This window comes from Pedobacter sp. ASV1-7 (assembly GCF_040203335.1).
Lineage (GTDB): Bacteria > Bacteroidota > Bacteroidia > Sphingobacteriales > Sphingobacteriaceae > Pedobacter.
Genome location: NZ_JBEHBV010000008.1, coordinates 241,529 through 264,676 on the forward strand (window position 1 = coordinate 241,529; position 23,148 = coordinate 264,676).

Here is a 23,148-nt window from a genome sequence, read left to right on the forward strand (position 1 = left end):
TTATATATAAATATAGGTATTAATAGAATATAAGAAATACCCTTGTTGCTGATCAATAGATAATTGAGTACATTCGCATCGCTTTTGGTTTCCGCCAGGGTTATTCTGGTTGAATTAAAAGGGAATACGGTGTAATTCCGTAACTGTCCCGCAGCTGTAAGCTCTGTAACGGTGTTCAAATCACGCGCCACTTTTTCAAGCCTTTAAAGGTCGGGAATGGGAAGGCTGGATTCCGGGAGTAAGTCAGAAGACCTGCCATAAGTTTTATATTTCATAGCTTTCGGGGATTGAAGCTAGGAGTGAATACTGATTTATCATATTTCATTTCCTGAATCTTTCTGTTTGCTGTGGGGAAAATCTCACAAACAAAACATTATTAAAAATGAAACTTAGTAACAAATTATTAATTGCAATGAGTGCCGGCTTTATCCAGCTTGGATCTACTGGTACATTGCGTGCTCAGGAAGTTGTTGACCTGAACGATGTGGTTATTTTTGCAACAAAAAATGATCAGAAACAATCACAAACCGGAAAGGTAGTTACAATTATCGGTCGCGAAGTATTAGATCGTAGTCATGGTAGAAACCTTACAGATCTGTTAAATGAACAGGCTGGAATTGTAATAGGAGGTGGAACTCTTAATTCAGGCTCCAATAAAAGTCTCTTTATGCGTGGAGCAGGTAGCGGCTATGCTGTGATTTTAATTGATGGAATTCCAATGAACAACCCAGCTAGCATTGGTGCTACTTTTGATTTACGTGCATTTTCTATTGATCAGATTGATCGTATAGAAATACTTAAAGGAGGCCAATCTACAATTTATGGTTCGGATGCTGTTGCCGGGGTTGTAAATATCATTACAAAAAAAGGATCACAAGCAGGAAACAGTGTATATGGAGTAGGTAGTTATGGGACATATAATACCTATAAAGGAACTTTGGGGATGAACTATCATAGTAATGATTTTTCGTACAATATTGGCTATACCCAAACTAAGACTGATGGGATTTCTGATGCTGCAAATCCGGTAGGTAACACTGATGTTTTTGATAAAGACGGGAATAAAACATCGGCTGTGAATGCGAATTTCTCTCTTAAAGCTACAGATCAATTGAGCATAAGTCCTTTTATACGTTATTTTTATGGGAATTATGATACAGATCAGGGTGTTTTTAAAGACAATCCGACAAGCTATGTTAAGTTAAAGCATTTTAACAGCGGCATAAATACTAAATACGATTTTGGTACTGGTAAAATCAACTTTAATTATAGTTATGAGAATTCACAATTAGCCGATCCTACAGGTTATGTCCCTTTTTCAGAAGGAAAAATGCATCTGGTAGACTTATTTTATAATCAGAAAATAGGTTCAAAATTAGATGTGTTGGTGGGGCTGGATAACAGAGCTACAAGATTAAGTACAAGTTTAGTTGCTTCTACCAATCAGTTCAGTACTTATGCATCCATCTTTGCACATGATTTAAGTATTTTTAACCTGGAAGTAGGAGGACGTTATAATAAAGCAAAAGCATTTGGAGAAAATTATACTTATAACATTACACCATCTATCAATGTTGTAAAAGAAGTGAAGATTTTTGGAACCATTTCAACAGCGTTTAAAGCACCTAATTTAGATTATCTGTTTACACCTTATGGAGGAAACTTAAATCTCGTTCCGGAAGAATCGAAGAATTACGAAGCGGGTGTTAATTTGAACCTGGCTGATCAGAAATATACACTTCGTGTTTCAGGTTTTAAACGGGACCTGACCAATGCAATTGTTTATGCGGGTAATGGATATATCAATCAGCTAAAGCAAAAGGTTAAAGGCTTTGAAATTGAACCTGCAGCACAACTTGGTATTGTGAATGTAAGAGGATATGTGGCGTATGTAGAGGGTAATGAATATACTTATCTGACCAGTACTGTTCTGGATTATTTATTCCGCAGACCGAAAAATATTTATGCTATAAATGTAGGTGTACAGGCTACAAAGGATCTATTTATCAGCACTAATTTCAAATACAATTCAAAGAGCTATGATGCCGATTATGATACAGGTAATGTAGTTAATCTTGATGCTTATAAGTTATTGGGGGTATATGCTGAGTATACACTTATTAAAAAGCAATTGAGATTATTTGCAGATCTTAAGAACGTATTGAATGAGAAGTATACGGAGATATACGGATATAATAGTATGGGATTCAATATGAATGCAGGACTTAGCTTTACAATTAAATAAATGAAGAATCGCAATATGCTGATATAATCAGAATTGTGTGATATATAAATAGGCTGTATTATTATGATACAGCCTATTTTGTTTAAAATGTTTTTCGGTATCTAATTAATGGGTACCTTTGCAACGCTTTTGGTTCCTGATAGTATTGTGCTGTCTGGATTAAAAGGGAATACGGTGTAATTCCGTAACTGTCCCGCAGCTGTAAGCTCTATTAAAAACGGTATTCAAATCCGTGCCACTTTTCAACCTCAAAGGGCCATGAAGGGGAAGGCAGGATACCGGGAGTAAGTCAGAAGACCTGCCATTCGCATTATGATTTCATAGCTTTCGGGGATTGAAGCTAGGAGTGAGTGCTTAATTATTGTATTTCATTTCCTTGATCTAAAACTGTTTGCTGTGGGTAACACTCACATCAAAATGATAAAGAATAAACTCGTCTATAAAGACGTTAATTATTATTTATTGGCTTTCGCTTTGGCGATATGGTCAAGTATTTTTGTGCCCTTAAATTCATTTGGGCAGGTTGCTGATTCGGTTAAACGGGGTATACCGACTAAGTTTAAGGCAGATTCTTTAAATAAAGTAAATCAGCTCAATGAAGTTCAGATCAATAGCGTCAAGATCACTCGTCGCCAAACATCTTCTACACCTTTACAAATCCTTTCAGGGGCAGAGCTCGAACGATTAAACAGTTTATCTGTTGCTGATGCCGTTCGTTTCTTTTCTGGCGTGCAATTAAAAGATTACGGGGGTATAGGAGGCTTAAAAACGATTAACGTACGCAGTATGGGTACAAATCATACTGCTGTATTTTATGATGGTGTGCAGCTCGGTAATGCGCAGAACGGGCAAGTGGATCTTGGAAAGTTTTCTTTAGACAACATCGAAGAAATAGAATTATACAATGGGCAGAAAAGCTCTGTTTTTCAGTCGGCCAAAGGCTTTTCCTCTGGAAGTGCACTTTATTTAAATGCCAAACAGCCTGTTTTTGAACAGGGACAATCGGACCATTTAACTGCCACATTTAAAACGGGTTCATTTGGTTTAGTTAACCCATCTGTTCGCTGGCAAAAGAAAATTAACGATCGGGTATATACTTCGATAAGTACAGAATATAAAAATGCACATGGCAGATATAAGTTCCATGATAGCAATGGTACTTATGACACGAGTATGGTTAGAAAGAATGCCGACATAGAGACTATGAGACTCGAAGGCGGTCTTTATGGCAAGCTGGCTGATAGCAGCATGTGGAGTGCCAAGATTTATTTCTATACTGATGAGCAGGGACTACCTGGGGCTATAGTGAACAACGTATACGACTTCACTCAACGCTTATGGAATAGGAGTTTTTTTGTACAAGGAAATTATAAAAAAGAAACCGGTAAGTATAACCTTATGGCATCTGTAAAGTATGCCAATGATTATTCCAGGTATCTGGATCCAAATCTTGTTAAAGATGATGGATTAACTAATAATATTTATAAGCAGCAGGAATGGTATTTAACCCTTTCTAACCGATATAAAATTAATTCTTTATGGGATGTTGTATTGTCTGCTGATTACCAGCGTAATATTTTAGATGCCAATCTATATCGTTTCCCATATCCCACAAGGCAAACTGTATTGCTTGCATTGGCGACAGAAATCCACTTAAACAGATTAAACATTCAGGCCAATCTACTTGGAACTTTAGTTAATGACGAGGTTAAACAATATTATTCTGCAGGAGATAAAAATGAACTTACACCAACAATAATGGCTTCCTGGCAGCCTTTCAGTTCTAAAGAGTTCCGCTTACGTACATTTTATAAGCATATCTTCAGGATGCCAACTTTTAACGATCTGTATTATACGTTTATTGGTAATACTTTTCTTAAACCAGAATATACCCGACAATATGATCTTGGTTTTACTTATATCAGGCAGTTTGAGGGTAAATGGTTAAACCAAATCAGTATACAATCTGATGCTTATTATAATATAGTAAAGGATAAGATTGTTGCTGTTCCAGGGGCTAATCTGTTTAGATGGAGCATGCAAAATTTAGGACGTGTAGAGATAAAAGGATTAGATGTAAATGCGCAATCAGCCTGGGAAATTACATCATTATTAAAGGCAAATGCAGGATTTACCTATACTTATCAGCAGGCACTTAATGTAAGTAATGTGAATTTAAACTATAAGCATCAGATTCCTTATACACCAGTTCATAGTGGCTCTGTAATAGCTGGGTTGGATTATAAAAACATTGGTTTTAATTACAGTTATATCTACACAGGGGAACGCTATGACCAGAGTGCAAATATCGCTGTTAATTATGTTCAGCCCTGGTATACTCACGATGTTGCTTTTCAATATCATAAAGCAATAAATCAAAAAAACATCCGGTTTCTGGTCGAAATAAATAACCTGCTAAATCAGACTTATGCAGTCATTACCAATTTCCCCATGCCTGGACGCTCATATCGTTTAACCTTATCCTATTCTTATTAATGATGAAATATAAAAAGATACATTTTTTAAGTACTATCCTACTTTGTACGCTAATTTTTAGCGCTTGCAGAAAGGATTTAGAACCAGTAAAGGATGACAACGAAACTGTTGTTCCGGAGCCATCTTCTGAATTGAAAGGCTTTTATCTGCTCAATGAAGGAAACATGAATATGAACAAAGCTTCGTTGGATTATTTTGACTTCAATTCAGGTTTATATAGTAGAAATATTTATGGTCAGGCTAATCCTGAAGTTGTAAAAGGTCTTGGAGATGTGGGGAATGATATGGCTATATATGGTTCCAAGTTGTACGTAGTAGTCAATATATCCAATAAAGTAGAGGTGCTGGATGTTAAAACAGGTAAAAAGATCAAGCAAATTGATGTGATCAATTGTCGTTACATTACTTTCTATAAAGGCAGTGCTTATGTAAGTGCTTATTTAGGAGAGGTTGGAGATCCAAAGGCTCCTAATGGGGTAGTGGTAAGGATAGATACGACCACATTGCAGGAAGTGCAAAGGGTATCGGTAGGTAGACAGCCAGAAGAAATGGCTATTGTTGGTGAAAAATTATACGTTGCCAATTCAGGTGGCTATAGTCCACCTAACTATGAAAGAACAGTTTCAGTAATCAATTTGAATACTTTTCAGGTGGTAAAGAATATTGATGTAGCTGTAAATCTTCATCGACTCAAAGCTGATCAATACGGTGATCTGTATGTAACCTCCAGGGGTGATTACTATGATATTCCATCCAAACTTTTTGTAATTGACACCAAGACTGAAACCATTAAAAAGAAATTTGACATTGGTGTAAGTAACCTGGTTATAGATGAGGATCATGCTTATTACTACAATACTGAGTTTAGTTATATAACCGGCGAAAACGTAATTAATTACGGTGTTTTGAATATAAAAGATGAAGTGCTGACAGACCAAAAGTTTATAACTGATGGAACTGAGGGAAGTATAATGATCCCTTATGGTATTGCTGTTAATCCGATTACCAAGGACCTATATGTTACAGATGCGAAGGATTATGTTTCGCCAGGAACATTGTATTGCTTCGATAAAATTACTGGAAAAAAGAAGTGGTCAGTTCAGACCGGAGATATACCTAATAAGCTGGTGTTTGTTTACGAGTAGAATTCCCTGATATATTTTAAAAAAAAATATAAATGTCAATAAATCAGAGGTATAGTATAGTTAATTAAATAATAAAATCAAATAAATAAAAAACAAATTTATAATTATGAAAATCAAAAGTTATCTACTCCTGGCGTGTTTATTCGTCATTACATTATCCGCCTGTAAAAAAGATAAATCAATACCTGCTCCACAAGTTGAAATGGGGGATTCAAAAAAGGATGTTGAGGGTAAATTAAATGAAAAACTTTCTTTTTCGGCAAGCGTTAAAAATGGAGTAGCCTTTCAGCAAGAATGGAAACTGGATGGAGAAGTGAAAAGCACAGATAGTATTTATGAATTTACTCCAATTACATCGGGTATTTACCTAATTGAATACACGGCTTTTAATAATTCAGGTACATTCAGTTTTCTATATACCATCAATGTAGAAGCTCCCGTTATACCTGTTACTCCGGAAAGTTCTATGTATGTAACAAAGCTTTTTGAGTATAATCCTGCACCTGGACAATTTATAAATAAAGTACCTGGAAATCTTATAAGTGCAGAAGGAATTCTTGGTAAAAAAGGAATGGTAACCTTAGGTGCTTGGGGTGGAAACATTATATTGGGCTTTGATCATACCGTTATTAATGGTGAAAAGGAAGATATTATTGTTTATGGAAACGCAATGGGCAATTTTGCTGAACCGGGAATAATATGGGTAATGCAGGATGAAAATAACAACGGAAAACCTGATGATACCTGGTATGAAGTAGCGGGAAGTGAGTTTGGAAAAGCAGGTTATAAAAGAAACTATTCAGTTACTTATACCAGGCCAACACCAGATACTGATCCCATCCCATGGAAAGATAGTGATGGCAATACAGGTTTTGTAGCAACAAATACTTTTCACAAGCAGAGCTATTTTCCATTATGGATAACTGGCAATGAATATACATTAACTGGTTCTATACTACCATCTTCAGGTATTGATATGACTAATCCTAGTTATATCACCAGTGCACCTTTTGCATGGGGTTACGCTGACAATACTGCTGGAGGGGATAAGATAGATATTAGTAATGCGGTAGATAAAGATGGTAAAAAGGTATCATTGAAAGGTATTGATTTCATTAAAATACAAACAGCTTTACAAGCAAATATGGGCTGGCTGGGAGAATTGTCTACGGAAGTACTAGGGGTCGCTGATCTTAGTTTAGTAAAGTAAAATCATTATAAATGAATAAAATTAGTTTTAAAAAGGTAGCGTTAGTACTGGCATTTGCCAGTACTTTACTGTCATGTAATAAAGAGGATCTGGTTATAGATGAGATATCTGAACCAGGTAAATACGAGAACGGTTTTTTTGTGATCAACGAAGGATGGGCTTTTACTGGTACAGGGTCCATCAGTTTCTTTGACTATGAATCAGGAACACTTAAGGATAGTGTTTTTCAAAAGGAAAACCCAGATAGCGACGGCTTTTTGCCAAAAAGTTCAACTGTGCAATTCGGCGCTAAGTTCAATAATAATATTTATGTAGTGAGCAAAGCGAGGGGGCCTGTTGTGGTAGCTGATGCTAAGACTCTGAAAGAAGTAGGGCGAATTCCTGGTTCTGCAAGTTATGATTGGCGTGCTTTTGTTGGTCTGGATGAAAATCGAGGCTTGTTAAGTAGCAGCAATGGGGTACATGTAATTGACCTTAAGAATCTTAATGTTTTATCTAAACTTTCAGGTGTGTCTGGGCAGACTGGTGACATGTTAAAAGCTGGTAAGTATATCTATGTGCTTAATCAATCAGCTGGTGCGGTTATATACAATGCTGAAGATTTTAGTGTGGTTAAGAGAATAGCAGGAGTTACATTAGGTTTTGCCCAAACGCCAAACAAAAAAGTATGGTATACAAAGGATAAATTCCTGTACAGTTCTAATCCTCAAACTTTGGAAACAGACAGTGTGGAGCTACCATTTAAACCTGCAACTACATGGGGGACTTGGTTCTCTTCTCCAATCATTGCTTCAACAAAGAATAATACAGTGTATTTATTGCAGGCGCAAAACTATGGTGGTGGTAAGGCAATGTATAAATACATTGAGGGTGATAAATCTTCTCTTAATCAAGCTTTTATTACTACGCCGGCAAAGCAATCATTTTATAAAAAGAACCTGGGTTATAATCCGCAAACTAATCAGATTGTTACCACCACAGTACAGGACGGCTTTGGTGAGAACTACCTGGTCAACAATATCTATTTTTACAATGCAGAAAGTGGAGAGCTGATTAAGCAAATACCTTATAGCGGATATTATTTTCCTTCAATGTTTGTATTCCATTAATGCTGGAACATGATCATTAAGGGGTGTTTTTATTATCCGTAGAAATAATATAACTTTGTATAATAAATTGATATAAACATGTCTGGAACTAAATTTAATCCAAGTACAATAATTTTAGTAGCTATTGTTGTACTGGTTAGTGCTTTCCGCATTGCGGCGCCTTATTCTGATGATTTTAAAGAAATTGCAAATTTCTCTGCAGTAGGGGCTATTGCTTTGTTTGGAGGAGCCTATTTTAACAATAATTTTAAAGCTTTTGGTTTTCCTTTAGCTGTATTATTGATAAGTGATATTTTTATTGCCCAGACTTCTGGATATGGATTTTTCTATGGTGGATGGTACTGGACTTACATAGCCTTTATATTAATGGTATTGGCAAGTAAAGCGTTACTTAAGAAAAAGAATTTACAAAGTATGGTAACAGCAACTCTTGCTGTGGTTTTGATTCACTGGATTGTTGCTGATATTAGTGCAATGTATACGCCAGGATTATATCCACCGACATTAGCGGGTTTTGGTGCTTGTTTGATCGCGGCTATCCCCTTTGAGCTGAAGTTTTTATATGGAACTGTAATATACGGTGCTATTATGTTCGGTTTTATGGCATGGTATCCGGCCTTAAGCTTTAAAAAGGGTTTAAGTGCTTAATTAACAAGTGCAACTTAACAATCATAAAAAAAACGTTGCCCTTCGGAGCAACGTTTTTTTTATGATTGTTTTTTATTGGTTAACCGCCACCTTTAACTCTGTTTTGAATATCTTCACTACCAGTTCTCCTTTCTTTTTTAACCAGATTCTGGTTTCCGAAACGGTAAGAAAAGGAGAGGATTGCCCTGCGGCTGTCAAAGCGAATATGGCTGCTCATATCTATATTTCCATAAATGGTATTGCCTCTGAGCTGTCTGCTTTGAAATATGTCATTTACGCTTAGCTTTATGGTTGCTTTTTCATTTAAAATAAGCTTTTGTGCCCCTGCAGAGACCATATAATTGGCTTTGTATTTCGAGATTCCATAAACTGAACCTCCGTTGTAAAGGCCATTTAATTCAATTGAATAGCCTTTGCCGGCTTTGAAACTATTTTGTGTATTGAAATTAAAACTTGTAGCATTACTGTTAAAACTGCCACTTTCTCCAGTGCCCTTATATTCGTTACGATAGACATTAGCGAAATGTGTACCCGACCACCACTCCGTAAAAGCAGTAGAAGCCGTAAAACTAATGCCATAATTGATCAGGCGGTTTAAGTTCAAGGGCATTTCATACGTAGTATTGATATCATCAATCTGTCCGTTCATCCAGGTCATCACATCGCTGGTCTGACTATAATTAATTGCTGTGGTATACTTTTCTTTAAAACTATGACTCAATTGAATGGTATTGATAAGCTCAGGTCTTAAAAATGGATTACCCTGGTAATATAATAAAGGGTCCCTGAATACGCGAAATGGATTTAGATCACCATAGTCGGGCCGTTCTATTCTGCGACTATAGGCAAGCTGTAACTGGTGGTTTTTGCCCATTGGCTTGTTCACAAAAACACTAGGGAATAGTTGGAAATAGCTACGGGATATTAATGAATCCGTAGTAATCTGGTGTCCCTCTGTATGTGTGTATTCACCTCTTAACCCTGCTTGTATACTAAAGCTTTTAAATGATTTGTTGAAGTTTAAATAACTAGCATGAATCTCTTCTTTGTATTTAAAATGATTGCTGCCATTGTTATCATATTCCCAATTACCATTATTAAGCAGATCATATATTAAGTTATTGTCAGAATTGGTAACACTACTTTTAATTCCGGTTTCTAAATTTAATGTTTTGCTTATCGGATCTGTATAATCAAGTTTTGCAAGATATACATTTGTTACAGCAGGCACATAACCTCGTCTGCTGATATCCGTATTGGGTTGGTTTGGTGCAGCCGCCAGTGTTATAGTGTTCAGATTAAGATTTGAAGTAAAACTATTGCTCGCAAAGTCTGCATCAGCAGAAAGTTCCCTGCCTTCTTTTTTAAACTTATAAAGGTAATTCAGGTTGTAGGTCAGATTTTCCCAGTTTTGTTTATCGTAATTGCTGGTAGCCATATTGCTCAGTAGCATACCTGCATTATTGCTTAGTAGATTGCTGGTCTTGCTATCATGCGTATACTTACCTATATTTCCATTTATAAGAATGCCAAGAGCACTATTGTCGTTTAACTGATAATCAACACCCAGTCTGAAATTATTAGTGTGTAATGGCTCATTTGTTTTCGTATGTTGATTCGAAGTCCGGTCAGGTGTTCCACTAGCAATACCAGAGTCATAAAAGTTTCTTACAAAATCAAGATATTCTGTTTCTCCACGATATCCATAATTATAGCTTCCATAAAAATTTACTTTACTTGTCTTGTAATTAAGACCAATCCCACTGCCATATCTGGCATTTCGGCCAGCTCCTCCATTTAAAGAAACTGTGCCATTAAAGCCTGTTAAAGTATTCTTTTTCATTTGGATATTGATGATGCCTCCATTTCCAGCTGCATCATATTTTGCAGATGGGTTGCTCATGATTTCAATTTTAGAAATCGAGTTGGCATTGGTTCCTTTTAATAAAGTGCTTAGTTCTTTTGGAGAGAGATAGGTCGATTTTCCATTGACCATAATCATCACACCGGGGCGACCTTTTAAAGAGATTTTACCATCCTGATCTACAGTTACTCCAGGTGCTTTTTCTAACAATTCTAAAGCTGTGTTTCCCTCTGATAAGATACTGTTTTCAACATTAATTATTGTTCTGTCTATACCTTGTTCAATCAGCTTTTTCTGCGCACTGATAGTCACATTGCTAAGCAGTTTTGCATCTTCAAGTAAAGTAAGTTTGCCCAGATGTATATGTTGGTTATGGACAGATATTTCAAATATTTTAGATTGATGGGAAGTAAAGCCCATCGTACTGATCTTTATTTGATAATGCCCCTCAGGGATGGCTGGAAATTGGAATATACCAACCGTATCAGTTAACGTTCCTTTTAAAGTTTGTCCGTCTTTATCCATTAATGCTATAGAAGCAAAGGGGAGGGCTTGCCCATCGGATGAGATTACTGTTCCAGAAACCTTTCCTTTTGTTTGTTGAGACAGGGCAGTCAATGGGTTATAAAATGAGAGCAGTATCAGCAAAATAAAGGGCAAAGGGAAGCCTGTAACAAGGTTTTTACCCGTTGTTAATTTTTGTGTTTCCATAAGATTAGATTAAGAAATAGCCAGTTTTTTTTCTTGTGGGGCAGCCTTTTTTGGCTTAGTACTTTTTGTCGATTTCTTCTTTTTTCCCCACCAGATATAAAAGCCTGTTATAGGTAAAGAGGCACAGATTAAACTAGCCAGGAAGAAAAGTATTTTTGTAGTCAGGCCACCAATAGCACCCACATGTAAACTAAAGTTTGACCTTCGAAGCCATGTAGCCAGGTCGGCATCACGTATTTTAGATTGAGAAGCGGGGAGCTGTTTTAAAGTAAACTGATCAAGATAGATGTCTCGCCAGATACCGTTTTTCATATCTGTACATACATAAATAGTTGATGAAGCTTCCTTTCGGAAGGATACTATAATCTCGTCCTTATTAAACTCTCCAATTTCATGTCTTCCCATGAGCCATGCTTTATCAACCTGTTCCAGCATTTTGGTCTGTCCTGTAAATGTAGTGTCAGAAACAGACTGTATCCGTGGTTTATTTTCACCACCTGCTAACCAGAAGACGCCTGAATTAAACCAGGAGAAGCTCATAATCAATCCGGTAAAGGCAAATAATAGCGCTATTGTTAAAGAATAGAAGCCTAAAACATTATGTAAGTCATAGTTTACTCTTTTAAACCTTGCTTTCCAACGCACTTTAAAGCTTTGTTCTATTCCTTTTTTGTTCCATTTTTTTGGCCACCAAAGAATTACACCACTAATTAGTAACAGGAAGAATATTAAAGTGCCCCAGCCAACAAATATTTCTCCGATTTCTTCGGGCATCCATAAATGAAAATGACCTTCTTCAATGAAATGAAAGAAATCTTCATGATCAACCATGGCAACCACTTCGGCAGTATAAGGGTTTATATAAACGATGGAGTCTGAGTTTAAAGTAAGATGAGCTGTACGGCCTGCACCATGATACCATACACTTTTAACAGTTTTTTCAGGTAAGGCTTTGGAAACTGATTCATGCAATTTTGATGGGGGCAGAAAATCTGTTCCTTTCTGCTCTACATGTAACCACGGAGAAGTTAATTGTCTGATTTCCTGTTCAAACACAAGAATGCAGCCGGTTATACTTAAAATAACGACGATGATCCCGGATGCTAATCCAAGCCATAAGTGTAACCAGGCATTTATTTTTTTTAAAAGCATTGATTGTGAAAGTAAAGGGTAAGTATTAAGTATTTAAATAAACAGGCTGTCCAACCTATAGACAGCCTATTTATTCGGTATGATTATTTTATTAGATCCAGACGTTCGATAGTGTTAGCTCCATCTACTTTAGCACCACGTGTTACAGCACCAGTGCTGATGTTGTATTGATAGATATACATTCCTTCAGGTGTGTTTGCACCAATATGGGCTATACCATTATTTACCATTACATTTTGACTAAATGGTACAGCTATACTTTTAGGTATGTTTATTTTTGTTTTTGTCTCGTTGACTACATCCACAACATAATATTCTGTGATATACAATGTATTATAAGAACTAGAAGAAGTAATTTTTGTTCTGTCCAATATTTTAACAATCGCTTTCCCATTTCCAAGATAGAACAATCCTAATGCTTCTTCTTTAGTTCTGTCAGTAAGCTCATAGAAATAATTAGGATCAATCTGCGTAGTACCACCTTTTACTCTATATATGCCAAAAGGTAAGTTTGCATCTCCGGAAGTCCAGATGTTTGGAGAAGCTAAGAAATAAGCAATTCCATTGTCTGTAAAAGAGCCTTGCATATGTAGTGTATAATGTTGTGGCATACCAAAACGAGTGTCCTGACTAACAACAACATTGTTCATTGCCGGGTAATCCATAGCAGCAAGGTAGGTTGTACGGTCGGAAATATCATTAGAATTAGCCGATTGCGTATAGGTTAAATATAGTTTTTCACCCACAAACGCTGCATTATAACCCCAGAAATAATAACCAGGTTTTAATCCCGGAACGTTAATGTTTCCACTTGAAGTAATGGTCATCGTTTCTACATTCAGGATAGCATATTCAAATTGAATAGCTGCATTACTACTAAACAGAACCAGGGTTTTATCATCTTTCCACTTATAAAAGCTAGAATAGAATGCCCAGCTGATTTGTTTGAAAGGGATTTCTTTAACAATTGTGTTTGTTTTATTATTGGATGTATATTTAATCAGGTTACCAGAATCATTATCCAGACCATAGTAAAAACCATTTTTAGTGGTTATGGTAGTTAAATTTGTAGCAACCCCATTACCTGCGGTAGTAATTGTTCCTGAGCTTAAAGAACCGGTTTGTACCAGATAAGATGAAGCTGGACTTCCTGCTAATACCCTTAAGCTATATATGTTTTCAGTTTCAGGTTCTATAACATCAGGTGTTTTGCTTTTTTTGCAAGAACTAAATCCTACAGCGAGTACTGTCGCTATACACAGTGCTGAGACTGGTTTTTTGATTGATTTTAACATAAAGTTTATTTTGAATTATTGTGTTTCTATTGTTATTTGATAAAATATCTGAGTTTCATGAAGAATGATCTTCCTGGTTTTTGTAGCCTGAAATTATCGTAGGTTAATTCATCAGTCAGATTTATACATTCAGCAGATATGTTATACTTTCCATTTTGAAATGAGTAGGATAGTGCTGCATTATGAGAGAGTTGCTGAGGAATTTTGTTGTTTGATTCCTTGCTTCCCCGGCTTTCCCAATTCAGATAAAACCAGTGTACATATTGAGTAAACCAGTTGAACTGTATTCTGGAATTTTTACCAATCAGGTCGTTTTTACCAATTCCAAAATTTGCATTTCCATATAACCAGGGTTGGTTAGGAATATTATCTCCGTAAGTTGCATCGAGTTTATCGGTTCCATACACATACTGTTGGTTATTCTTTACCTGCTGATAACTGGCATTTGCTGAAAACTCTAATAATTGGGCATATCCATATTTTATTTCTGTTTCAGCACCAGAGACCCTGGCTTTTCCAACATTTTCATAAGAGGTATAAATACCTCCACCATTTGGAGAACTGTAAATAAAATCTCTTGCATCTCTAAAGAAGTAAGCAGCTTCTACAGCAAACCTGTGGTTGTTTAGCTGATAATTATAATAGGCTCCAAGGTTAATGTTATCACTTACCTCTGGTTTTAATTTTGGATTTGAAGCTGTGTTGATACCATTTCCAAACAATTCTTCACCTTCCTGTAACCTGTAAGCATGCTCATAAGAGAATTTTAAACCAATATTTTCGGTCAGTTTATATCTTGAAGCTAAACCGTAACCCAGATAATTGTTTGTTGCACTGGTATCTGTTTTTGTCCATGAACTGGTTTGCGAGAAATAAACTGCATTTCTAACAAAGGTACCTAGTCTGTAAAATTTTGTAAATACGGTATTGGTTAGTTTTTTATCAAACAGTTGATTTTGATAGGCTAGGCCCATTACAGTTTTATCAATGGTATTTGGAATATCGAAAGCATTGTTATCTACTTTGTTTATATCTTCAATAGCCGACCTGCCGAAATGATTATAGGTATAATTTAGATTTAAATCCTGGTTGTCATTAATTTTATAGTTAAAATTAGCTCTTACTATACCCGCATTATTTTTATAGTGATAAATGGTTTTGATATCTCTTAACTCTCCGGCAATTGATTCTAATTTACCTTTGCCTCCCCATCCATAAGAGTTTGTTGCTGTATCCACTACATCAGATCTATCTAAAGACAATGAACCTGTAATGTTTGCTGTTAGTCCTTTAATAATGAAGTTGTCTTTTTTATACTTTATAGATGGCATGTAGAAGTTTCCTCTGGTATGCACACCACCAAAAACTTTGTTTTGGCTAGCCCCGGTTTGTAATTCTTTATATAAATTGGAGTAAGCAAAACCAATTGTTATCCTATCAGCCCATGATTTGTTATTGAGGCCTACATCGAATTGTCCCATTGTAGAGCGATAGGCATCATGGAAGCGTCTAGCATCTTTAAGTACCACTTCATTGTTTTCGGTAACCTTAATTGCTGCATCATATTCAGGATTATTTCGCATCATATAATTGTTATCGGAATAATTGTGAAAACCACTAAAATTGAAGATCAAATCTGTTTTTTCATCAGTAAAACGACCATTGAGTGCTGCCCTTGTGGTATTAAAGGAGCCATAGCTGTAACTTGCATCCAGAAATTTTGAGGTATGCTGATCTGTAATAATATTTACGGCACCACCTAAAGCATCAGAACCTAATTCAACTGGAACCACCCCTTTGTAAACTTCAATTCGTTCTGCTAGATTTACAGGGATATTATTTAAAGACATCGACCCACCAAAGCTCTCCATTGGAATTCCATCAAGAAAAAACCTAACCTGTTTGCCTGACAGGCCATTTAATGAGAATTTGAAGTCAGAACCAAGTCCACCTTGTTCTCTTATTTTTATACCAGTACTTCTGTTTAATATCTGGTTCAGATCCGCAGTCGTATTTGCATATTTCTTTGTTTCAATGGCGTTTACTGAAAACCCTGATTCCTTAATCTCCTGAACCTTGGTTTTTCCTTGAATATTAACATTTTGTAATTGTTGCTGATCCTTTTTTAGAGAAAAATTTACACTTAAATTTTGATTATCACTTACAGTAACTGTTTTTGATTCTTTTAAATATCCGAGGTAGGAAACGGTTAAAGTATATACCCCCGATTTAATATCAACTAATTCGTAATAGCCCTGTTCATTAGATGTAGCACCAATCTGGCCCCCCTTAACTTTTACTGTCGCTCCGGCAATGGTTTCATTTCCATCTTTAATGTAACCAGAAATGACAGACGAAGATTGTGAAAAAGCTTTAAAGGAAATTACGCTGAATAAGAGTATAAGTAGAGTTTTACCGTATGACATTTTATTTTAATATTGTGCATTTATACTAGTAGGTAGCATAACTGCCTGTTTACCGAAGGTGGTAAACAGGAAATATTAAAATAATTCTAAATAAGGATTTAATTCATCGATTCTCAGGATGAAATCGGTGTTTCCGGATAGTTGAAGGCCTTTTTTTAATTTGCCTGATTTCTTGTTGTATATCCAGATGTAATTGCCTTCCGTAGAAGAGTTTACTGAGATATACACATCATCTTTATTTACAATTACACATTGTCTGCGTGTTCCTTTATCCAATGGAAGATCAAGCTTTTGTATGGCTTTTGTGATCAGGTCGACAATATAAAATTCAAAATGTGCTGTGCTGTAATGGTCACCTAGATCTTTAAAGAGATCTTTTCTTTCAGATCTGATGATGACTTTATTGTTGCCTAGATACCACATTCCATAAGCGTGATTATGAATTGATGTACTTAGATTAAAGAAATAGCTTTCATCAGGAGTGTCAGAGCCAGTCTTAATTTGCATAATGGCAGTTGGTAGCTCAGGACGATTGCCTAAAGCAATCCCAGGGCAGGTCATAAAATAATAATTGCCCACTTCATCATTAAATGAATAAGGCTGTATGGTGTTTACTCCTCCAGGGTAGGTTGAACGGGTGTCTTTATCTGTTTTTACAACTGTCATCAATGGAAATTTGAATTCAGTAATATAAGTCGTGTCACTAGTTGTATAATTAGCTGTACTAAGTTGTTCATGATAGGTATAACCGACAAAAAGCTTTTCTCCTCGCATTTCAACAAAGCCAATAGAGATATTATTAAAGCGACCTGAAGGACGAGAAATATCTAAATCATCACCAGCAATCTTATGCATGTTCTTTGTATTGATCATTGCATACTTTACCTGCGAAAAATCACTTGCATTTAAGCCAGATAGTAATACAGTATCTGCACTTTTCCAATAATAGTTTTCAATTGAAAAGTCTGTTAATGGTACAGAAGCTATTTCCTTTAATTGTTTATCCTGGATTTTATACTTGATAAATAGCTGGTTTTTTCGATCTAAGTGATAATAAAAACCATCTTTTACAATAATTCCCCGGCTAACAGGGATATTACTCACATCCGTACCATCAAGTTCTGGTTTTAGATCACCTTTACTTAAAGAATTGCTTTCAAGTATATACTCTTTACCATCTATAGCGAGAATGTAAATGCTGTATTTTTTATCATTGCTATCTCCAGAAGCTGTGTGCGACTGATTACAGGCGGTTAAGCAAAAAAGCAATAAGTAAAGAAATTGTAAGCGCTTAAATTTTAAACTCATTAATGATTTGTTTTTGAAGTACAGGAGGAAGATCCATAATGTTTTTCTCATTTATGATAATAACCTTATCATTCCCATCTTCTCCTTTTAGAACAATATAAGTTTGTCCAGCTTTAAATACTATGTTTTCCTGACTCCCTTCAAATTGGAGTGTGATATCCTTTTTGGGACTAATTAATAAACTACCAGTAAGGTTCACAATCCCACTGTTATTGTCAATTTTAGCAGAGGTATTAGGACCAATAGAAATGTTATAAGCATTTGCTTCAACCTGTCTTACATCCAATGATGAATTGTTAATAGCAATCAACGGTTCATCTTGTTTACTTTTCGTAAAAAAATAAGCAGTAACGGAAAGTATAGCGAGTAACAGAGATGCCGCAATAGCACCTGTCCAAAATGAATAACGGTGTATTCCTGTTTTTTTCAAAGTAGGTGTGACAGGGGCATGGGGAATAATGCTTTCAATTTCTTTCCAGATTTCAGCTTTATGTGCCGCTTTATCTTCAGTTAACGGAAGTTGCAAAGCTTCATCACTGTCACCAGAGAATAGCCAGAATTCAATGGCATCGCGTTCCTCCTGACTACATTGGCCTCTATGATATTGCTCTATAAGTTCCTTACTGATCTTCATTATAGCTGTAATGCTAATTTTAATATTAAACACAAACTTAGATAAAATATAAGTAGCATAACTAGCAAATACCCGTAATGATTTTAAAAAAATTAAGAAGAATAATTGGAAAGATTAACTCTTAACACTGATAATGCTTTGGTAATGTGATATTCAACAGCTCTTTCACTAATTAGGAGAGCCGAGGCGATTTCTTTATTACTTAACCCTTGTTCACGACTCATTTTGTATACGCGACGACATTGACAGGGGAGTGTATCAACTAAAATATCAACTTTCTCTTTTAAATTGTTAAATAGTATTTTTTCTTCTGTGCAATTGGAAGAATGAGTGCAATCCTGATATTTTATACAGATATGTTGCTGCTGGCTAACTTTATTTCTGATGTATTCGAAGGTTTTGAATTTTGCAGAACGGATCAGATAATTATTTACATTTTCCAGTTCAAGCTCATGTCTGCGTTCCCAGACTGATTTAAAAATATCCTGAACCATTTCTCTAGCAGGTTCTATTTCCCTGATGTTGTTGTAACAAACAGCATAAACTTTTTCCCAATACATCTGATAAATCGTCTCGAATGTATCTTTATCGATTCTGATCTTTTTACTACCGTTTGTATGCTGTTCCTGGTTTTGCAATGCTATTTAGAATGATGCGTTGCAAATATAGCTATTTAGATTAATTATAAATATATATTGTGAAAATGATACTTATGTAATATAGTGGAAGATTGGGTTTAATGACCATTATCTTTTAAAAAAGCCGTTATCTCTTCTCCAATATAATTTATCGTGTGTTCGCATAAGACGAAGTCCAGTCGATCTGCATTTAAATCTGGTTCATAAAAGGGGATATGACCTTTAGCAATATTTTCATCTGGTACTTGCTCCCATGAGTCCGCTTCTTCGTCCCGTTTAATCGCTCCAACAATGCAATCGTAATAAAGGATAACGTAATGTCCTGCGGCGGGTAATATCTTCAGTGCTACCTCATTTTTCCCAAAGCCAATTTTGATATTAAAGGGTCCCATGTTAACACAACAAAAAACAGGAAAGCTTTGTTTTGTAATGGTTTACATTATCGTTATTCCTGCATTGAAACCTAGCCATCCTTTTGTTGCATTACCAAAGTTTGTGTGTCGGGATGGTACTATATTCTGTTTATATCCCGTCGCACTTGAACCTGCGGGTGAATCTCCACTATATAACGCATATGATGGTCCACCAAAGACGGTTAAACCTCTAAACAATTGAAATTGCAAATTACTCTGTAATCGATTGAGTAAATTTGCAGCATTCCAATTGCCAAGATATAGTGATTGTCCTGTTATTTCCAGTCCGATAGCCAGGCGTTTATTAATTATAAAGTCGTGACCAAAACCAATCCCTGCAGTTTTTATTTTCTCCTGATCTGATATATTCATCCCAATAAATAGGATAGTATATAGATTTGCATTTCCCGTTTTTAAAGAGATATTAGTGTTTACAGTTTCGTTGGTGTAAAAACTTACTTTATGATATCCGTTTTTTATAATATTAATCAGACCAAGACTATAACCTGAGGAAGTGTCAGCAACGTTGATTAATCCTAATTGAAAACCATTTAATTTTTTAGCATAATTAAATAAACCTGCAATCTGTATACCATCTGCATTTTTGGAAACAAAATTCCCGATACCACTAATTTGCGTACCACCAAAGCTCCCGGCAATAATATTTGTGACACCAGCTGCCTGAAATCCTTTTATATTTTTTCTATTCAGATTTGTAATACCTGCAATCTGAAAACCCTCTGTATCTTTTTTTACATGGTTTAACAAACCGGCTGCCTGAAAACCCTTTGTTTCTCCTCGCACATCATTTAGTAGACCCGACATTTGTATTCCTTTTACAGAGCCACCCACTTGATTAAAGAGTCCCGCAAATTGCATTTTTTTAACATCACCTTTAGTAATGTTAAATAATCCAGCCATTTCAAATCCGTCAGTTCCTGCTGTGTAACCACCAAGAACATTTAAAGAAACCCTATTTATAACCTGTGAACTCATATTTCCATGTGAGCTTAGCCCTGGAGTTAATGAAGCTTGGAATGGTGTATTGGCAAAAAAATCAGGAATGTTAAGGCTTTGAATTCTTTGTTTAGAAGAGATGAAGAATCGACCAAGGCCTGAATTTTCAATGTTAGCATCGCCCATGTTAACTCTGCGTCCCTCATGATCATTGTAACCTTCGGGTTTTATTTTAATGTCTGATAGGAAAATCAAGGTGGTGTCTCGGTAACTTTCCTTACTTGCAGTTAGTATCACCTCATTATGATCCCCCTTAAACTTTAACCTGAAAAAACCCTTATTGTCGGTAAGGGTAGATTGAAGTAATCTTTTCTCATAAACACTGGCCTGCTTTACTTTTGTTCCTGTTTGTGTATCAATTACATAGCCGCTAATCAGATATAGTTTTTCGGCTGTCGTAATATTCTCCGGTTCTATAGTAAAGTGGTTTGCAGCATATCTAAGGATAATATATTCTCCATTCTCTGCATAATCAACTTTGTTGTTAAATAGTCGATTTAATATTTCTCTTACAGAACTATTTTTTACACTAATGCTAACCAGACTATCTCGCTTTATTAAAGTTCCGCTATATGAGAAATAAAAGTTTCCTGCTCTGCTTATTTTTTGCAGCACCTGAGATATTTGCTGATCTTTTACTTCAATAGTTACTTTTTTCTCCAGATTATGATTGTTGGCAGGAATTGGCATCTGAGCTTTTGCACATGCAGTTATCAAGAAGAATATGAGGAGTATTTTTAATTTCATTATTGGTGGTTAGACAATATAATTTCGTTTTGGTTACGTATAAGGGTCAGATTAAGTGTTTTACATATGACTTGTAAATTGTCTTCCAGACTTGCGGAGGTTTTTAACGTAGTATTTAAACTAAGACCCTTTATTGCTGGATCTTTAATAATTACTGTTGATCCATATGCTTCGTTGATGACTTCTACTACATGCCATAGAGGAGTATTATTAGTTACCAGCTCATTGCTGCGGTAATAGTTATATAGTTGATCAGTATTTTGTGTTTTAACCAACTGATCAACATTATTTTTAATAATTACTTTTTCTCCTTTTTGAAGATTGATTTCCTCTTTATTCAAACTCACTTTTACTATTCCTGTTTCAACAATCACTTCTGTTTGTTCTTTTAAGTGTTTGATGTTAAATGAAGTTCCTACTACAAGTACAGATATCTTGTCTATATCAATTACAAATGGTTTTGTTTTATCATGAACGACATTAAAGAATACACTTCCTTTTTCAAGGTGAATAGTCCTGTTATTTTTGAAATTGTTTGCATAACTGATTTTTGCATTTTTGTTTAATGTTATTTCAGAACCATCCGGTAGTATTTTTGTAGTTACTTTATTACCAGCCAATACAGGAATATAGGAAACAGGCGAAAGTATTTGATATAAAGACCATGAAGCTGCTATAACAAATAACACCGCTGCAATTTTTAGCCAACCGAAGTTCGGTTTTATCTTAATGATCTCTGGTTGCTGCACATGGGCTTTTTGTTTAAATCTTTCCCATGCTTCAATTTCACTAATATCTTTTTTCGTGGATAGATTTTTACTGCTGTTCCAGATTTTTTCAAACTTTGTAAAATGCTCTTTATTAGCGGGAGAGGCATTTATCCAGTTTTGTACTGAGATGTGTTCATCTTCAGCTGTTTCTTTTAATAGAAACTTTATCAATAGTTCATCGGTCATGCCATTCTTAATTAAAATAATCCTTATAATACATCAGACCTAATAAAATGAGCGAAAGGAAGTCGGCCAATTCTAAACGTAATATTCTAAGAGCCTTACCCATCTGATTTTCTATTGTTTTAACAGATAAGCCCATGCGATCAGCTATCTCTCTGTATTTGAGTTCTTCAAACCTGCTCATCTGGAATATAGTGCGACATTGCTCTGGTAGCTCATTAAGTGCAAGACTAAGGTTATATTCCAGCTCTGTCATTTCGATTCTTGATGAAGCAGGTAAGTGTTGTTTATTCATGGAATAGGATGCAAAATCCTGGTATTTTGTTTTAATTTTCTGGTGTTTTAAAAGGTTAAGACTATCATGATATACAGATTTATACAGATAGGCTTTTATAGAACTTTGCACATCAAGTAATTCTCTTTTTTCCCAGAATTTTAAGAACATATTTTGCACTATTTCTTCCGCATCATCTTCATCTTTTAAAATAACAGAGGCATAAGCGTGAAGGGCTTTAAAATGGTCTTTAAATAATTGTTCAAAAGCCCGGTCATCATAAAACAGATGTGTGGGATTCATGTCTTTATTCTTTTTAAAATCTCCATTCCGGTGATGCTGTTAGTTGCGATCAAATCTATGTATTGAACCTTTGGAAACCAAAAGCTACCACCATTTACTCTTACAAATACTCTTTTTAAAAGGAGGTCTTTTCCTTCATCCTTAATGTAAATATGGTATTTTTGATCTGTTTCAGACTTTTTTAAGTACATAGGCATTTTTTTATAGGCAACAAGTCTGATCTCATACTCATCATCAGCAATCAGTTTAGATAATATGCCATAAGCAAATTTCTGTTCAATGGCTGTCAATTCTTTAAACTTCTGTTTTTCTTCATATCTAATCCATGAACCCTTAATGGGCGCATTTTTCTTTAATGTGCCATCACTGTTAAAATTTAATTCATAAACCACAGTATTAGCATCAGGATCACGTTGCAGGAAGAACAGCATATTGCAGCTTTTTGGAGTAGGCAATGTGGTGTGGTCCATTCCATTTTGTGAATATGAGGTCTGGTTGAGGAGTAAGATTATTGTAAAACTGATCAACAGACGCTGCAGCAGGACTTGAGCTAATACCAT

The 23,148-nt window shown here is 35.5% G+C and carries 18 protein-coding genes and 2 riboswitches; of the genes, 6 read left to right on the plus strand and 12 right to left on the minus strand.

What is annotated here, in order from left to right; all coding sequences use genetic code 11:
• The first annotated feature begins 68 nt into the window (after positions 1-68).
• A riboswitch (cobalamin riboswitch) is annotated at positions 69-274 on the plus strand.
• A 108-nt stretch (positions 275-382) separates the two neighbouring features.
• The 6 genes from ABDJ41_RS18345 (at position 383) to ABDJ41_RS18370 (ending at position 8,853) form a co-directional block, all read left to right on the plus strand.
• Positions 383-2,245 carry a TonB-dependent receptor plug domain-containing protein gene (locus tag ABDJ41_RS18345; RefSeq protein ID WP_349787540.1) on the plus strand — a complete coding sequence of 621 codons (1,863 nt, stop codon included), beginning with the start codon at positions 383-385 and terminating at the stop codon, positions 2,243-2,245.
• A gap of 113 nt (positions 2,246-2,358) precedes the next feature.
• Positions 2,359-2,565: riboswitch (cobalamin riboswitch) on the plus strand.
• 97 nt (positions 2,566-2,662) lie between these two features.
• Entirely contained in the window at positions 2,663-4,741 is a 2,079-nt protein-coding gene (locus ABDJ41_RS18350) for a TonB-dependent receptor plug domain-containing protein (protein WP_349787541.1), read from the plus strand.
• A complete protein-coding gene (locus tag ABDJ41_RS18355; RefSeq protein WP_349787542.1) occupies positions 4,741-5,886 on the plus strand; it encodes a YncE family protein in 1,146 nt (381 codons plus the stop codon). The genes ABDJ41_RS18350 and ABDJ41_RS18355 overlap by 1 nt, the downstream gene beginning before the upstream one ends.
• Before the next feature lie 106 nt (positions 5,887-5,992).
• The gene (locus ABDJ41_RS18360) at positions 5,993-7,096 is read left to right on the plus strand and encodes a cell surface protein (RefSeq protein ID WP_349787543.1); all 1,104 of its coding nucleotides are present in this window, start codon (positions 5,993-5,995) and stop codon (positions 7,094-7,096) included.
• Positions 7,097-7,107: 11 nt separating this feature from the next.
• On the plus strand, positions 7,108-8,205 hold the full coding sequence (locus tag ABDJ41_RS18365; RefSeq protein WP_349787545.1) for a DUF5074 domain-containing protein: 1,098 nt from the start codon (positions 7,108-7,110) through the stop codon (positions 8,203-8,205).
• Between the two features lie 78 nt (positions 8,206-8,283).
• Positions 8,284-8,853, plus strand: a complete 570-nt coding sequence (locus tag ABDJ41_RS18370; protein ID WP_349787546.1) for a DUF6580 family putative transport protein — start codon at positions 8,284-8,286, stop codon at positions 8,851-8,853.
• Between the two features lie 79 nt (positions 8,854-8,932).
• Here the strand turns inward: ABDJ41_RS18370 and ABDJ41_RS18375 are convergent, their stop codons facing one another.
• From ABDJ41_RS18375 to ABDJ41_RS18430, 12 genes are all read right to left on the minus strand, one after another.
• Positions 8,933-11,428, minus strand: coding sequence for an outer membrane beta-barrel protein (locus ABDJ41_RS18375; RefSeq protein WP_349787547.1), 2,496 nt, complete (start codon positions 11,426-11,428; stop codon positions 8,933-8,935).
• A 9-nt stretch (positions 11,429-11,437) separates the two neighbouring features.
• Positions 11,438-12,580 (minus strand): PepSY-associated TM helix domain-containing protein, encoded by a 1,143-nt coding sequence (locus ABDJ41_RS18380; protein ID WP_349787548.1) that lies wholly within the window; start codon positions 12,578-12,580, stop codon positions 11,438-11,440.
• Positions 12,581-12,663: 83 nt separating this feature from the next.
• Positions 12,664-13,875: a DUF4374 domain-containing protein gene (locus ABDJ41_RS18385; RefSeq protein WP_349787549.1), complete on the minus strand. Its 1,212-nt coding sequence runs from the start codon at positions 13,873-13,875 to the stop codon at positions 12,664-12,666.
• Between the two features lie 32 nt (positions 13,876-13,907).
• Positions 13,908-16,301, minus strand: a complete 2,394-nt coding sequence (locus tag ABDJ41_RS18390) for a TonB-dependent receptor (RefSeq protein WP_349787550.1) — start codon at positions 16,299-16,301, stop codon at positions 13,908-13,910.
• Between the two features lie 75 nt (positions 16,302-16,376).
• A complete protein-coding gene (locus ABDJ41_RS18395) occupies positions 16,377-17,609 on the minus strand; it encodes a DUF4374 domain-containing protein (RefSeq protein ID WP_349787551.1) in 1,233 nt (410 codons plus the stop codon).
• Positions 17,593-18,243, minus strand: coding sequence for a hypothetical protein (locus tag ABDJ41_RS18400; RefSeq protein ID WP_349787552.1), 651 nt, complete (start codon positions 18,241-18,243; stop codon positions 17,593-17,595). Before ABDJ41_RS18400 ends, ABDJ41_RS18395 begins: the two co-directional genes overlap by 17 nt.
• A gap of 92 nt (positions 18,244-18,335) precedes the next feature.
• Complete coding sequence (locus ABDJ41_RS18405; RefSeq protein ID WP_349787553.1) at positions 18,336-18,881, minus strand: RNA polymerase sigma-70 factor; 546 nt, start codon at positions 18,879-18,881, stop codon at positions 18,336-18,338.
• Between the two features lie 98 nt (positions 18,882-18,979).
• On the minus strand, positions 18,980-19,273 hold the full coding sequence (locus ABDJ41_RS18410) for a hypothetical protein (RefSeq protein WP_349787554.1): 294 nt from the start codon (positions 19,271-19,273) through the stop codon (positions 18,980-18,982).
• Between the two features lie 42 nt (positions 19,274-19,315).
• Complete coding sequence (locus ABDJ41_RS18415; protein WP_349787555.1) at positions 19,316-21,058, minus strand: peptidase associated/transthyretin-like domain-containing protein; 1,743 nt, start codon at positions 21,056-21,058, stop codon at positions 19,316-19,318.
• Positions 21,058-22,014, minus strand: a complete 957-nt coding sequence (locus ABDJ41_RS18420; protein ID WP_349787556.1) for a FecR family protein — start codon at positions 22,012-22,014, stop codon at positions 21,058-21,060. The genes ABDJ41_RS18415 and ABDJ41_RS18420 overlap by 1 nt, the downstream gene beginning before the upstream one ends.
• A 7-nt stretch (positions 22,015-22,021) precedes the next feature.
• On the minus strand, positions 22,022-22,588 hold the full coding sequence (locus ABDJ41_RS18425; RefSeq protein WP_349787557.1) for an RNA polymerase sigma-70 factor: 567 nt from the start codon (positions 22,586-22,588) through the stop codon (positions 22,022-22,024).
• Positions 22,585-23,148, minus strand: a complete 564-nt coding sequence (locus ABDJ41_RS18430) for a DUF4833 domain-containing protein (RefSeq protein WP_349787559.1) — start codon at positions 23,146-23,148, stop codon at positions 22,585-22,587. The genes ABDJ41_RS18425 and ABDJ41_RS18430 overlap by 4 nt, the downstream gene beginning before the upstream one ends.